Raw genomic sequence first — 15,287 nt, forward strand, 5'->3', positions numbered from 1 at the left:
ACGCATGTTTCTGAAAAAAGAGAAGTTCACCTGGCAAAAAGAATCCCTGACCATCTTCGAGCTGTCGGCGCTGCAGCGTATTGAGTACATCACGTTTATGGCCGCAGAGGAAAAGGCCGTCAGCGCTGATAGCGACGGCATCAGCGATCAGGAAATGACGGCCAGGCTGATAGGCTCAAATATTCGCTGTGGTGCGCGTTTGATCGCGATGTCTTTGTGGCATAACGATCCGGCTGGCACGGATGTGGAAACGCTTTATCAGCAGGTGCTTAGCGGCTGGCCGCCGGAGGCGATCGGTAAAGCAGAAATGGAAATAAAGCTGCTCTCCGGCATGCTCGTTCCGGTTGAGGATGACAACGTTGCCGATCCGGATGCCTCAGCGGAGGTCGAAAGCGCTGAACCCGTTACGGCGGCAAAGCCCTTGCCAGCGAGCTGAAGTTTGTCCTGAATCTGGCGCGCGAGTTCGGGCGACCTGACTGGCGCGCCATGCTGGCTGGAATGACTTCCAGTGAGCTGGGCGACTGGCACCAGTTCTACCGGGAGCATTATTTTCAGGACGCGCAGCTCGATGCGCATTTCTCAGAGCTGCTTTATTCCATCTCCACTCTTTTCTTCCGCGACCCGGAACTTACCCCCGCACATTTCAGCCTGCTTTCTCCTTCCGGTATCGTCATCAGCGATGACGAGCCGGATGATGATGCGCTGATGGCCGCAGCTGAGGGGATAACAGGAGGTATCCGATATGGCCCAGCAGATTAGCGATCTGGTCATCAATCTTGACGTCGATAGCGCCACGTTTAGTGAGCAGGTTGCCCGCATAAAGGGCCAGCTCACCGGGATGGCCGAGGACTCTGAAAAAGTCCAGACGCGAATGCAGCGCGCTTCCGAGCGGCAGGCGGCTGCGTTTAAAACTGTGGGCGACGCTGGCGCGGCGGCTGCCGCAGATATGAAATCCCGCCAGTCGGCCGCAACGGAAGGGCTGACCAAAGACTGGCAGAACGTTTCAAAGTCCGTTGATGAAACTCACCGCCGCGTGACCGAGCTTAATCAGCGAATGCGTGAGAATGACGGGCAGGCCGCAGCGCTTGCCCGTCGACAGGATGAACTGGCGGCATCATTTTTCCGCCAGATTGACGGCGTTCGCCAGCTCAATGGTGAGACACAGTCGCTTGCGAACGTGCAGGCGCGCTTTCGCGCAGCTAGGGCGCAGGGCAACATAACCCAGCAGGATTATCTCGCCCTTATTTCCCGCACCACGGCCCGTCAAAAAGAACTGCAGATCGTGGAGGAAAAATCGGCCGCAGCGCGCACGCGATTCCTCAGCCAACTGAAGCAACAGGTTGCAGAGCAAAAGCTCTCCGGTACCGAGCTACTGCGCATGAAGGCGGCGCAGGTCGGTGCCAGCGATGCGGCTGAAGTCTATATCCGCAAGCTCGAAGCTGCCAAAGTCGCCACGCACGGTTTGGGGCTGCAAAGTGCCGCCGCCCGGCAGGAACTGGGAATACTGATCGGCGAGGTCATGCGCGGTAACTTCGGCGCGCTGCGCGGCTCCGGGATCACTCTGGCTAACCGGGCAGGGTGGATAGACCAGCTTCTGTCACTGCGCGGTTTTGGGATCGCCGGCATGGTCGGAGGGATTGCCGCGGCGGTATTCGGGTTGGGTAAGGCCTGGTACGACGGCAGCAAAGAGTCTGAGGAATTTAACAGGCAGCTGATCCTGACCGGGAACTACGCGGGGAAAACGTCAGGGCAACTGCAGGCGCTGGCGCGCTCGCTGGCAGGTAATGGCATCACGCAGCATGCCGCTGCAGGCGTGCTGGCGCAGGTCGTTGGCAGCGGCGCGTTCAGCGGTAATGACGTCAGCATGGTCAGCAATGTTACCGCCAGGCTGCAGCAGGCTACCGGGCAGGCCGTTGACGAAACCATAAATCAGTTTAAACGCCTGAAGGATGATCCGGTTAACGCGGTCGCGACGCTCAATGATTCCCTACACTTTCTGACGGCCACTCAGTATGAACAAATTGCCTCTGCTCAGGCGCTGGGGGATTCGCAGAAGGCCGCCGAGCTGGCCATGCGGGCATATTCCGACGCGGTCATTCAGCGTGCCGGTGCGGTCGAGGATAATCTTGGCTCCCTCGAAAAAGCCTGGAACTGGGTGAAGAATGCCGCCTCCGGCGCATGGGATGCGATGCTGGGCGTCGGGCGTAATCCTGACACCGCGATGAAGCGCCAGGACTCTTTTGCTGAATGGCAGGCAGCAGAGAAAGAGTATCGCGCGCTGTCCAGCAATCTTAAAGTCGACCCGGATTATGCCGGTAACAACGTTCTGCATAAAGCGGATGCGGAAAGGCTCAGAAACGCGCGCCAGCAGGTGGAGCTGAAAAAGCAGGCTTACGATCTTGCCGATCAGCAATACGCCCAGGAAGGGCTGGCAGCCGCGCGGGAAAAAATGCGAACGGACCAGCAGGCTCAGGCAATCCGCAGCCAGCAGCAGTTTAACCAGATGGTGGAGTCCGGTGCGACGGCGGCAGAAAAGCGGGCTTCAGCAGAGAAAAAGCTCAGTCAGCTTATTGAGAAAAACCGCCAGGATGCGAAAGACGGTGTCGCCACGCTGTGGACTGAAAAGGACATTGCCGCGGCTCGCGCCGGGATTGAAAAGCAGTGGAAGGATCCAAAAACGCCGAAAGGCAAAAGCTACTCAACGCCCGCCGGGGATAAAGCCGAGGAAAAGGCGCAGGCCGAACTTCTCACCCTTCAGGCCCAGCTTAAAACGCTTGAGCAGCATACCAGCGTGAACGACGTCATAAGCAAACAGCGTCAGGATCTCTGGCAGACTGAAAATCAGTTCACCGTTCTGGAGGAGGCCGCGGGGCGTCGTCAGCTTACGGTGCAGGAAAAATCCCTGCTTGCGCACAAGAAAGAAACGCTCGAGTACAAGCGGCAGCTGGCCGACCTGGGCGATAAGGTTGCCAGCCAGCAAAAGCTCAACCAGCTGGCCGATCAGGCCGTGAAGTTTGAGCAGCAGCAAAAAGCCGCCAGGGCGGGCCTGCAGGCTCAGTCTGAGGGGGTATCTACCCGGGAAGCCGGGCGACAAACTACGCTGCAGCGTCTCAGCGAAAGCTATTCGTACAACCCTCAAGCGCAGCAAAAGGTTCTGGAAGAGCAAAGGGCGACGTTTGAGGCTGAAGATGCCCTGCGCGCAAACTGGCTGGCCGGTGCGAAACAGGGCTGGGCCGAATATCAGGATTCAGCGACAAACGTTTTCAGCTCTGTTCAGCAGATTTCGCAGGCTACGTTCAGCGGGCTGGCGGGCCAGCTTACCAGCCTGACGACAACCGGGAAGGCAAGCTTCAGGGACTTCACCAGCTCGATCCTTAAAATGATTGTGTCCGTTATCAACCAGCTGCTGGTGGCTTACACCATCCAGAGCGCAATGGGCTGGATAAGTGGCGGAACCAATACGGCATCTGCAGGACAGTCATTCGCGGTACCGTCTTTCCGGCCCAAGCTCTACGACGTGGGTGGTTACACAGGAGATGGCGGCAAGTATGAGCCTGCCGGTCTTGTGCACAGGGGAGAGTTCGTCTTCAACAAAGAGTCAACCAGCCGTCTTGGCGTGAGCAACCTTTATCGCCTGATGCGCGGGTACGCCACGGGGGGACTGGTCGGTGGCGGGAGCGCAGCCGGTGCTGGCATGGGCGGGGTCAGTGTTTATGCCCCAGTTAGCATCAGCCAGCAGGGAAGTGACGGAAGCATAAATCAGGCGAACGCCACGGGGACGGCGAAACAGCTGCAGGCGATTGTTCAGCAGACAATCACCGAGCGACTGAAAAAAGAAATGTCCGCGGGCGGCGTGCTTTATTCGAGGAGGACAGCGTGACAGACACGTTTACCTGGCGCACGCGAAAAACAGCGCAGGGCACTGAAACTGCCCGAACGCTGCAGGCCCAGTTCGGGGATGGCTACAAACAGATAGCAGGGATGGGGATCAACGACAAACAGGAAACGTGGAACCTGGACTGGACGGGCACCAGACAGGAGGCGGCTGCGCTGCGCGCTTTTCTGATGTCTCACGTTACTAAATCGTTCTGGTGGACCACGCCATGGGGTGAAAAAAAACTGTTCAGAATGAAAGCCGATTCGTTCAGCGTTTCATTCCCTACCGGGAAAAAAGCCACTGTGGCCTTCACTTTTGAACAGGCGTTCGCGCCCTGATTTTCTCGACAAACACTGAAAGCTGCCTCCGGGCGGCTTTTTTTATGGGTGATGTATGAGTTTTACGGCAGATATACAACAGCTTGAGCCCGGCAGCGTTATTCAGCTGATTGAGATAGACGGCACTGAATTCGGTATGGATCAGGTGCTGCGTTTTCATGCGCACAATATACAGGAAGAAGGGTGGGCAGCCTTCGCCGCAGAAAATCTTCCCGCCATTATCTGGCAGGGAAACCAGTACGATCCCCATCCCTACGAACTGAAGGGGATGGAGTTATCGAGTACAGGGTCCCAGCCAACGCCCACGCTGTCCGTCGGGAACGTCGGAAACTATGTCACGGCGCTGTGTCTTGAATATGACGATATGGTTAGGGCTAAGGTCAAAATCCACACCACGCTTTCGAAGTATCTCGACGCCGCTAACTGGAAAAACGGTAATCCAGGTGCCAGCCCTGCCGATGAGCGCGTACAGCTCTTTTACGTCAATGCTAAAACCGCAGAGACGCGGGTACAGGTTGATTTCGAGCTGTGTTCTCCTTTCGATATTCAGAGCCTGCAGCTGCCGACACGGCAGATTACGCCTGTCTGCACCTGGTGTATGCGGGGCTGGTACCGCAGCGGGACCGGATGCGATTACAACGGCACGAAATACTTTACCAAAAACGGTATGCCGACCGATGACCCGTCAAAAGACGTTTGTGGCGGCCGCCGGCAGGATTGTCAGGATCGTCACGGCCCGGACGCGCCGCTGCCGTTCGGTGGTTTTCCGGCCGCTAACCTGCAGGGGAAATGAAGATGCGTGAAAAATTGCTGGATGCTATCCGTCAGCACGTCGCTGCTGAATACCCCAAAGAAGCCTGCGGTCTGATTGTTCAGTCAGGCCAGCAGCAAATCTTTATTCCCTGCCGCAACATTGCAGATAAGCCCGAGGAGACATTCACGCTCTCCCCGGAAGATCAGCTCGCTGCCCGCGCGCGCGGTGAGATCATCATGCTCATTCATTCCCATCCGGATGTGGTTCGGCTGGTGCCCTCGGAGCTGGACCGGATCCAGTGCGACTGGTCGGGGATTGAGTGGGGGATCATGTCCTGGCCGGACGGGGATTTTTGTACGATTTCCCCGCGTGAAGACCGGGATTATGCCGGGCGGCAGTGGGTACTGGGTTACGCCGACTGCTGGTCGCTTATCCGTGAATTTTATCTGCGCGAATACGGCATTGTTCTCGGGAACTATTCAGTACCTTACGAATGGTGGGAGAGCGGCAAGGAACGGCTTTACGACGACAACTGGGAGCGTGAGGGATTTGTTGAGATTGCCGCCGGTGCAATGCAGCCAGGGGACATCATCATGATGAGCGTGCAGGCATCGGTGACTAATCACGCCGCGGTATATGTGGGTGACAACATTATTCTCCATCATCTTTTCGGGCACCTTTCTTCGCGAACGCCTTATGGTAAATATTATCGCGACAGAACGGTCCGGGTGGTCAGGCATAAGGACAGAATGCATGGTTAAGACGCTTATTCTCGAAGGGAAAATGGCTAAAAAATTCGGTAAACGCGTTCAGTTTGATGTTGCCGATCTGCGCGAAATGCTCAGGGCCATGTGTTCACAGGTTCCCGGATTCAAAAAATATATGTCGGAAGCTCATATGAAGGGGATCCGTTTCGCCTTTTTTAACGGTGACAACAATATCGGGCTGGAAGAGTTTGATATGACCCGCGGTGGAAGCGTGTACCGGATCGTGCCCGTTTATGAGGGCGCCAAAAGTTCGGGCGTCCTGCAGATAGTTGTAGGTGCCGTTGCGCTGGTCGCTGCATTCTTTACCGCCGGTGCGAGTATGGCAGCCTGGGGGGCTGCGATGAGTGCAACAGCCATCAGCGCCACGTCAATTTTGACCGGGGTCGGGGTGTCAATGATGCTGGGTGGCGTTGTCCAGATGCTCACGCCCCAGCCATCCTTCAGCGCGGGTAAATCCTCCAGCACGGACAACACGCCTAACTACGCCTTCGGGGCGCCGGTCAATACCGTCGCTATGGGGCATCCTGTCCCCCTGGCCTACGGTCTGACTGAGGCAGGGGGAGCGATAGTCAGCGCCGGTATGTACTCGAGCGATCAGCAGTAGGCCAGCGGCCACTAACTTAAAGGTGCTTCGGCACCTTTTTTATGGGTGAAAAAATGCAGCTTCTTAAACAAGAAACCATCCTGCAGGGTGCCAAAGGGGGAGGTGGCAATTCACATACTCCGGTTGAGCAGCCTGACGATCTGCTGTCGGTCGCAAAATTAAAAATGCTCATTGCCGTTTCTGAGGGGGAAATACAGGGCGACCTGACCGCTCAGAATATTTTTCTCAATGATACGCCGCTGGCAAACGACAGCGGAGAATACAACTTCAGCGGCGTGAAATGGGAGTTCCGCAAGGGCACACAGGACCAGACCTATATTGCCGGGATGCCCCAGGTCGATAACGAGCTGGCGGTGGGCATAACTGTCACCACCACCGCGCCCTGGACACGCCAGTTTACCAATCTTTCCCTGGATGCCATCCGCATCAAGCTCAGCCTTCCGGTCCAGTATCTCTATAAAGATAATGGCGATATGGTGGGCACGGTCACCGAGTATGCGATCGATTTATCAACGGACGGCGGCGCCTGGAAAACGGTTGTAAACGGCAAGTTTGACGGAAAGACCACGACGGAATATCAGCGTGACCACCGTATCGATCTGCCAAAATCCATGTCCGGCTGGTCTGTCAGGGTCAGGCGTATTACGGCTGATGCCAGCGGATCAAATTCGAAACTGGTTAACGCCTTCAAGGTGTTTTCCTATGCGGAAGTCATCGACAGCAAGCTTCGTTATCCTTTAACCGCGCTCCTGTATGTCGAAGTGGACAGCAGCCAGTTCAACGGTAGCGCGCCGAAAGTGACCTGTAAGATAAAAGGCAAGCTGATTAAGGTTCCGGATAATTACGATCCGATAACCCGAACCTATTCTGGCTCATGGTCCGGCGGGTTCAAAATGGCCTGGTCCAATAACCCCGCCTGGATATTTTACGATCTGGTTCTGGATGAAATTTACGGCATGGGCACGCGCGTGGATGCGTCCATGGTGGATAAGTGGGCGCTGTATTCAATCGCCCAGTACTGTGACGAAATGGTTTCCGACGGCGCCGGTGGCACCGAACCGCGTTTCACCTGCAACGTTTTCATTCAGGCCCAGGAGGACGCCTGGCAGGTACTTAACGATCTCGCCGCGGTATTTCGTGGAATAACGTTCTGGGGCAACGATCAGATTTATGTCCAGGCAGACGTCCCGCAGGACGATGTTGACTGGGTTTATAACGCCTCAAACGCTATCGATGGGCTGTTTACTTATGCGGGCGGCTCATACAAGAATCGCTACAGCTCCTGCCTGGTTTCCTGGTCCGATCCGCAGAATCATTACAGCGATACCGTTGAGGGGGTCTACGATTCGGCGCTGGTAGAGCGTTACGACGTCCGGCAGACGTCCCTGACCGCAATCGGCTGCACCTCGCAAAGTGAAGCGCACCGGCGCGGTCGCTGGATATTACTCTCCAATGCCAAAGACGGCACCGTATCGTTTGGCGTGGGGCTGGACGGTTATATCCCTTTGCCCGCAGAAATTATCGGTGTCGCCGATCCTTTCCGCTCCGGCAAGGAGAACGGTGGCCGCATAGTGGCGGTTAACGGCCGCCAGATTACGCTGGATCGAGAAATAGATTACGCGGCGAAAGACCGGCTGGTGGTTAACCTGCCAGATGGAAAAGCCCAGACGCGGACAATCAGCGCTGTGAGCGCCGATAAAATAACGGTGACTGTGGCTACGGCCTTCAGTCAGGCACCTGCTGCTGGTGCTGTGTGGGCGATAGACAGTGATAACCTCGCGATACAGTACTTTAGGGTCACTTCAATTGCGGCTAACGACGACAGCACAGGCGGTTTCACTATTACGGCCGTTCAGCACGATCCAAACAAATATCGTTACATCGATGATGGCGTTCGGGTCGAATCGCCCCCAATCACCGTCACGCCGATAAGCGTCCTGTCTGCTCCGAAGAATATCGTGGTGACTGAGAGCGATCATGTGTCTCAGGGGCTGACTGTAGCAAGCCTAGACGTGTCATGGGATAAGGTAGAGGGTGCAATCCGGTATGTTGCCCAGTGGCGTAAGGACAACGGGGACTGGATAAACGTTCCGGTTACCAGCGCGCAGGGTTTCTCGGTTCAGGGCATTTATTCGGGCAGCTATGACGTGCGCGTCCGGGCGCTGAATGCGCAGGATACGTCGTCACCATGGGGATACGGTGAAACAACTTATCTCTCCGGTAAAACGGGAAAACCGGGTACTCCGCTCAACTTCCTGGCGACCGAAGATGTGGTCTGGCATATCGACCTGACCTGGGCATTTCCGGATGGCTCAGGCGACACGGCTTATACAGAGATTCAGCGCGCCACAACTGCCGACTACGCCAATCCTGAACTGCTGGTCCTGGTGCCGTACCCGGCTGCAGATTATCAGCATGGCCCCATGCCTGCCGGCGTTCGCCAGTGGTACCGCGCGCGCCTGATTGACCGTATCGGTAACGCCGGGGACTGGACCGACTGGGTCATGGGCACGTCCTCAATAGATGTCAGCGAAATAACCAATGACATTCTGGAGGATATGAAAGAGTCGGAAACGTTCAAAGACCTGATCGAGAATGCAGTGGACAGCAATGAAAAAATTGCTGGCATGGCTAACGATATCAAACAGGCCAACGACGAACTGGAGCAGCAGGCGAAGGATATCGCCAAAAATGCCCAGGACGTCGGGAAGGTTCAGACCAGCGTTAATGAGCTTTCCAGCACGGTCGGGAATGTTTCGTCTTCACTCAGCCAGCTTGAGCAGACCGTTGCGACGGCTGATACCGCCCTGGGCCAGCGAATCGACAACATCAGCGTGTCCATGGAGGGCATTACGGGCGGGGTGAAGAACTCTGCAATTGCGATAATCCAGGCCAACCTCGCTCAGGTGGCCACGCGTAAAACACTTTCTGCATCGGTCGCCGGCAACAGCGCGAATCTGGATCGCATTGATGAAGTGATTGTCAACGACAGGGAGGCAACGGCGCGCTCGCTGCTGAGCCTGCAGACGGATGTTAACGGCAACAAGGCATCCATCAACAGCCTGAACCAGACATTCTCCGATTACCAGCAGGCTATGGCCACGCAGGTAAATAGCATCACGGCGACCGTCAATGGTCACACTTCAGCGATCACCACTAACGCTCAGGCCATTGCCAACGTCAACGGTGACCTGAAGGCGATGTATAGCATCAAAGTCGGGATGTCCAGCAACGGGCAGTATTACGCCGCAGGGATGGGGATCGGCGTGGAGAATACGCCATCCGGCATGCAGTCGCAGGTTATCTTCCTGGCGGATCGCTTCGCCGTGACAACTATGGCCGGAGGGACCGTAACTTTACCGTTCGTTATTCAGAACGGGCAAACCATAATCCGGGACACGGTCATTGGTGACGGGACAATCAGCAACCTCAAACTCGGCAACTACATCCAGTCGACAACTTGGGACGGCACCGGGAATGTTGGCTGGCACATCAACAAATCCGGTTATGCCGTTTTCAATAACGTAACCGTGCGAGGAGCGGTTTACGCCACGAACGGCGAATTCAGGGGGACAGTATATGCAACAGACGGAGATTTTCAGGGTACCGTTTATGCAAACAAAATTGTCGGTAATATCTCAGAGTCCAAAATGTATTCTGCCTTTGGTAAAGAAGCAGGCGCAAACCGAAGCTTTAATATTAATTATGGAGGAAACTCAAGACTGCCAGTCAGGCTATCAATATTTTTTAATATAAATGAGTACACAGCGGGCTGTCGTTTCTTTGTTAACGGTGAGGAACAAGCAGACCGTACTGCGGGAAAATCGTTTGGTTACTCTTACGACCTTGCAGCGGGTGAGGCAAAAACGATCACTCTCAGCGCTTCGGGGAGCGGGAGAATATTGACAAGTCCTATAATTGCGATCGTTACGCCGCAGGGTACGTCATTAAGTTAAGCCTGAATCCTTCCTCACATCTGTTTTCGCGATAAATACACTCGTCAAAATCAGTCGACTATTTTGAATATCAACCCTGCCCCGGCGGGGTTTTTTATTGCCTGGAGAAAATATGCTTTATAACACTGGCAACATCGCCGTTAACGGAAACACCGCAACTGGCACCGGCACGAACTGGACGGCGCCCGCCAGTCAGGTCCGAGCTGGCCAGACGATTATCGTCATGTCGAGCCCGGTTCAAATGTTCCAGATTTCAGCCGTGAACAGCGCCACGTCAATGACGGTTACGCCTGCTGCTTCCCCGGCGCTGAGCGGCCAGAAGTATGGAATCCTTGTATCGGACAATATCTCGGTCGACGGCCTGGCCCAGGCTATGTCGCAGCTCATCAACGAGTACGACGAGAATATTGGAGCGTGGGAGATGTTCGCCTCAACCTCATCCAATCAGACCATCACCGTTACCATCAACGGCACCCCTTTAACCATTCCTGGCATTGGTAAACTGGCGCAGAAAGGGAGTAACGGAGCCATCCCGATGGCACAGGGTGGGACAGGGGCAACGAACGCAGCAGACGTTCGCACAAACCTCGGTTTAGGAGACAGCGCCACCAGGAATGTTGGAACGGCTGCTGGAACGGTGGCCGCCGGCGACGATTCACGGTTCGGAACTGTGAACGGAAAGAGCGGAGGTACCATCAATGGCGGTACTTCTATCAATGGTGACGCTTTATATATTGATCACTCCTACGGCCATACAACGATGCTTGAAACGGTAAAGCCGGGTGACCAAGGGGCTGTTTATGGAGGGATGAAACTAAAAAGACCGAATTCACAGGGATTTATTGTTGCCGCTTATAGCACGAATGATTATGAGACTGAGCAAATATTGATCGGGGTTAATGCTCCAAGAGGTAACCCTGTATGGAGTTTTAATGTCGATGGTCGTGCTGTCGGCAATTGGGTGAATACATCTGATGCCAGAATCAAAGATAATATTAAAACTATCGAGGATGCTCTGGATAAGATGAAATTATTCAGAGGGCTAGAGTGGGATCGTAAAGATAACAATCTGCATGGCTACGGCTTCATAGCTCAGGAGGTAAAAAAAGTTTTCCCTGAAGCCGTAAAAGAGTATGGGGAGACAAAACTGGTAAATGGGGAAGTGGTAGAAAAAACACTGGCTCTAGATACATCTGGTGTGGCTGCAGCTCTACACCATGAAGCGATCCTTGCTCTCATGGATAAGGTTGAAGAACTTAAAACCCAGGTAGATAAACTGTTACTGGGGCAGTAAGCTATTGAGCCGCCGATCTGCAACGCCTCAACTTTTCTCGTTAGTTCTTCGATTTTACTCATCAACGCTAGAATGGCTGCTTCAAAACAGACTTAAATCTGTTCACATAGAATTGCGGCAATAAAATTTACAAAACTCATAATCCGAAGCGACATAGAAACTTAGAAACGAAACGGCGAAGCTTTAAGCAGTGACGATAGAGCCTGTATCTTGCGGACACTTACAAATAAAACTACTGTATATAAAAACAGTATTTGAGGTGTGTGCAATGGAATTCATTAGGCCAACAGAACTGCGAGAAATTATCGCTCTTCCGCTTTTCAGTGACTTAGTACAATGTGGTTTCCCAAGCCCAGCGGCTGATTACGTTGAACAGCGCATCGATCTCAATGAGTTACTTGTTGCTCACCCGAGCTCAACGTATTTCGTCAAAGCCGCGGGCGATTCTATGATCGAAGCCGGGATCAGCGACGGTGACCTGCTGGTAGTGGACAGCTCTAGGACTGCTGAGCATGGTGACATTGTCATAGCTGCGGTGGAAGGGGAGTTCACTGTTAAACGCCTGCAGCTGCGCCCTACAGTTCAGCTCATTCCGATGAATAGCGCATACTCGCCGATCATCGTCGGGAGCGAAGATACGCTGGACGTTTTCGGTGTTGTTACTTTCATCGTTAAATCCGCGAGCTGAATATGTTTGCTCTCTGTGATGTGAATTCATTCTACGCATCATGCGAGACCGTATTCAGGCCTGACCTGAGAGGGCGCCCGGTTGTCGTTCTCTCGAATAACGATGGCTGTGTAATCGCACGCAGCGCCGAGGCCAAGGCCGCTGGAATTACAATGGGAGAGCCTTTCTTCAAGCAAAAGGACTTATTTCGGCGCGCTGGGGTTGTTTGCTTCAGCAGCAACTACGAGCTCTACGCTGACATGTCGAACCGGGTGATGACGACGCTTGAAGAAATGAGCCCTCGCGTCGAAATTTACAGCATTGATGAGGCCTTTTGCGACCTGACTGGCGTTAGGAACTGCCGGGACCTGACTGACTTTGGAAAAGAGATCCGCGCTACGGTTCTGAAGCGTACGCACATTACCGTTGGCGTCGGCATTGCTCAGACAAAAACACTCGCTAAACTGGCAAATCACGCCGCCAAGAAATGGCAGCGCCAGACTGGCGGGGTGGTTGATTTGTCCAATATTGAGCGTCAGCGTCGGTTGTTGGCTCTGGTACCAGTAGAGGACGTGTGGGGCGTAGGTAGGCGCATCAGCAAAAAGCTTAACGCCATGGGCATCAAAACGGCTCTGGACCTCTCAGAACAAAGCACATGGATTATCCGTAAACATTTTAACGTGGTACTTGAGCGAACGGTCCGGGAATTGCGCGGCGAGCCTTGTCTTGATCTGGAGGAGTTTGCTCCGGCAAAGCAGGAAATCGTCTGCAGCAGGTCGTTCGGTGAACGCGTTACCGAGTACGAACAGATGCGTCAGGCTATTTGCAGCTATGCGGCGCGCGGCGCTGAAAAGCTTCGCGGCGAGCATCAGTATTGCCGCTTTATTTCTGCATTCGTGAAAACCTCTCCCTTTGCGCTTAACGAGCCGTATTACGGTAATAGCGCATCGATGAAGCTTCTTACCCCCACTCAGGATACCCGAGACATCATCAACGCCGCGGTAAAATGTCTGGACAAAATCTGGAAGGATGGTCACCGGTATCAGAAGGCAGGGATCATGCTTGGAGATTTTTTCAGCCAAGGCGTGGCCCAGCTCAACTTGTTCGATGAAAACGCGCCGCGGGCCGGTAGTGATAAACTGATGGAGGTTCTGGATCAACTCAATGCCAGAGACGGTAGAGGAACACTGTACTTTGCCGGGCAGGGCGTTCAGCAACAGTGGCAAATGAAGCGAGAAATGTTGTCGCCTCGATATACGACGAGATATTCAGATCTGCTCAGAGTCCGATAAACTTTCCTAATGTCGTGGTCCACTTTGTGCCAGGAGCGGGCGTTATTATTACTCGATCTAAAGCCAAGCAATTGTACTCATTAAATAGTGGTAATTGGGTCTAATGCTCAGTCGAACGAAATCTCATGTCAGGTGAAAAAAAAACGTCTGAAAAATCGATGAACTATGTACCGTTTTACGATTTAAAATCGCCATTTCTGATACGATTTTCACTGCTCATAATCTGTTGATTTATCAAAAAGAGCCTTAGAGTGTTAAACTGGTATGTTGAGGGGCGAACCTCATTAACAAATCTACACGCACTTACTGAATATATTATGTCCATGTCATATAACCATGCAAAGCAAGGTCTTGCACATCGAGCATGACTATGGTAATGGTGCTTCCAAAAATAAAGCATCTCAGATAAAGGATTAGTAAGTGGTTACATATAATTCAATGCGGCTAGCCCCCCCTAAATCATGGGACGAGTTTGAGGATATGTGCAAAAGTTCGTTCCAACTGCGGTGGTCCAATCCTAATCTGAACAGATATGGACGGTCAGGGCAGAAGCAGGATGGAGTTGATGTGTATGGTACTGACTCTCTTGGGCGCTTCGTTGGAATCCAGTGTAAAAATACAGTATCAGGAATTAGCAGGGCGACAATCGATGATGAATTACTTAAGGCTGAAAAATTCACCCCAAAAATCACGGCCCTTTACATCGCTACGACGGCTCCCAGGGATGTCAGCATTCAGAGCTATGTAAGAACACTCAACGATGCCAGACTATTACAGGGCCTATTTCCTGTCGATGTGGCTTTCTGGGACGATGTTAGCTTTGATTTAAGTAAAGACCCAAGTGTACTCAGAATGTACTACCCGCAAATGTTCGAGCAACTCCAGCCGACTAGGGAAGAACTTTTGCGTAAGAGAGATATCTCAAATTTGTTGACATTGTTGAATGTTATTGATTTTCCATCAACAATAGACCACTTGCAGTGGGATGCAAAATACATTCATTCATTAATTATTTCAGAGTACGATAATATTCAGAGGGCTATAAATTCACCAGTTTTTCAACTGAGTGATACAGATTTAGAAAGCGTCACATATGATTTAGCAACGGCCTGGCGTGATCTGATTTCCTTATTTGAAAGAGCCCCATATAATTATTTAGTATCGCAAGATACTTTTAGTTTTATAAATCCCGGTGACTTCTGTCGAAATCAGGAGGAGAACGATTTATACGACGAAATCACGCATAGCATGAGGAATCTTCGAGTTAAAATTAGTAATTTTTGTGACTTTATAAATAATCACTACCATGAAATAAACTTAACCGAAACGAGCGCGAAAGCCAGTAAATATTATTAAACCTTTTCTGGAGGGCTGCACTCACAGCCCTTCATGCGGCCATACTTTCATATCTTCATAGTTTGCAATCGATACGCAGTTGGGTACTTTTCTTGATGTCCGCTCCTCGTGCATTGCGGACCTTCGGGCTTCAGCAGCTCATCCGCTTCGTGTCAGAAGCGGATGTTACCTAACACATTGGTAACCTTCTCAGATTTACGCGTTCTACATATTAAGCGTCGCATATGATGAGTTATAATATTTTAAAATATCCAACTAATAAATCCACCCGAATACTTTTCACTAATTTTTATTGCAAAAAGATCATGAAGACTTAGAAATAAATCATTATCTTCTTTAAAAATTAACTACTCATACTATTACATTATCAAACTATGCTTCG

Annotated in this window: 12 protein-coding genes; all 12 read left to right on the forward strand. The window is 52.6% G+C overall.

From position 1 onward, the window contains the following. Nucleotides 1–4 precede the first annotated feature (4 nt). Nucleotides 5–436 carry a phage tail assembly chaperone G gene (gene gpG, locus UTO39_RS21500; protein WP_320728062.1) on the forward strand — a complete coding sequence of 144 codons (432 nt, stop codon included), beginning with the start codon at nucleotides 5–7 and terminating at the stop codon, nucleotides 434–436. 50 nt (nucleotides 437–486) lie between these two features. Then, the gene (locus UTO39_RS21505) at nucleotides 487–759 is read left to right on the forward strand and encodes a phage tail assembly protein T (RefSeq protein ID WP_010429901.1); all 273 of its coding nucleotides are present in this window, start codon (nucleotides 487–489) and stop codon (nucleotides 757–759) included. After that, a complete protein-coding gene (locus tag UTO39_RS21510) occupies nucleotides 743–3,880 on the forward strand; it encodes a phage tail tape measure protein (protein WP_320728063.1) in 3,138 nt (1,045 codons plus the stop codon). Before UTO39_RS21505 ends, UTO39_RS21510 begins: the two co-directional genes overlap by 17 nt. Continuing rightward, nucleotides 3,877–4,215, forward strand: a complete 339-nt coding sequence (locus tag UTO39_RS21515; protein ID WP_001704112.1) for a phage tail protein — start codon at nucleotides 3,877–3,879, stop codon at nucleotides 4,213–4,215. Before UTO39_RS21510 ends, UTO39_RS21515 begins: the two co-directional genes overlap by 4 nt. Before the next feature lie 55 nt (nucleotides 4,216–4,270). Then, the gene (locus tag UTO39_RS21520) at nucleotides 4,271–5,008 is read left to right on the forward strand and encodes a phage minor tail protein L (RefSeq protein ID WP_320728064.1); all 738 of its coding nucleotides are present in this window, start codon (nucleotides 4,271–4,273) and stop codon (nucleotides 5,006–5,008) included. Nucleotides 5,009–5,010: 2 nt separating this feature from the next. Continuing rightward, nucleotides 5,011–5,730, forward strand: a complete 720-nt coding sequence (locus UTO39_RS21525; protein ID WP_001704110.1) for a C40 family peptidase — start codon at nucleotides 5,011–5,013, stop codon at nucleotides 5,728–5,730. Next, complete coding sequence (locus UTO39_RS21530; protein WP_320728065.1) at nucleotides 5,723–6,340, forward strand: tail assembly protein; 618 nt, start codon at nucleotides 5,723–5,725, stop codon at nucleotides 6,338–6,340. Before UTO39_RS21525 ends, UTO39_RS21530 begins: the two co-directional genes overlap by 8 nt. A 41-nt stretch (nucleotides 6,341–6,381) precedes the next feature. After that, the gene (locus tag UTO39_RS21535) at nucleotides 6,382–10,296 is read left to right on the forward strand and encodes a DUF1983 domain-containing protein (protein WP_320728066.1); all 3,915 of its coding nucleotides are present in this window, start codon (nucleotides 6,382–6,384) and stop codon (nucleotides 10,294–10,296) included. Between the two features lie 112 nt (nucleotides 10,297–10,408). Further along, a complete protein-coding gene (locus UTO39_RS21540; protein WP_320728067.1) occupies nucleotides 10,409–11,590 on the forward strand; it encodes a tail fiber domain-containing protein in 1,182 nt (393 codons plus the stop codon). Between the two features lie 268 nt (nucleotides 11,591–11,858). After that, a complete protein-coding gene (locus UTO39_RS21545; RefSeq protein WP_024907219.1) occupies nucleotides 11,859–12,278 on the forward strand; it encodes a translesion error-prone DNA polymerase V autoproteolytic subunit in 420 nt (139 codons plus the stop codon). Between the two features lie 2 nt (nucleotides 12,279–12,280). Then, nucleotides 12,281–13,549 carry a Y-family DNA polymerase gene (locus UTO39_RS21550; RefSeq protein ID WP_320728068.1) on the forward strand — a complete coding sequence of 423 codons (1,269 nt, stop codon included), beginning with the start codon at nucleotides 12,281–12,283 and terminating at the stop codon, nucleotides 13,547–13,549. Nucleotides 13,550–14,116: 567 nt separating this feature from the next. Then, entirely contained in the window at nucleotides 14,117–14,905 is a 789-nt protein-coding gene (locus UTO39_RS21555) for a hypothetical protein (protein ID WP_320728069.1), read from the forward strand. Nucleotides 14,906–15,287: the final 382 nt, after the last annotated feature.

It is taken from the genome of Enterobacter sp. 118C5, from assembly GCF_034107645.1.
Classification (GTDB): Bacteria; Pseudomonadota; Gammaproteobacteria; order Enterobacterales; family Enterobacteriaceae; genus Enterobacter; species Enterobacter nematophilus.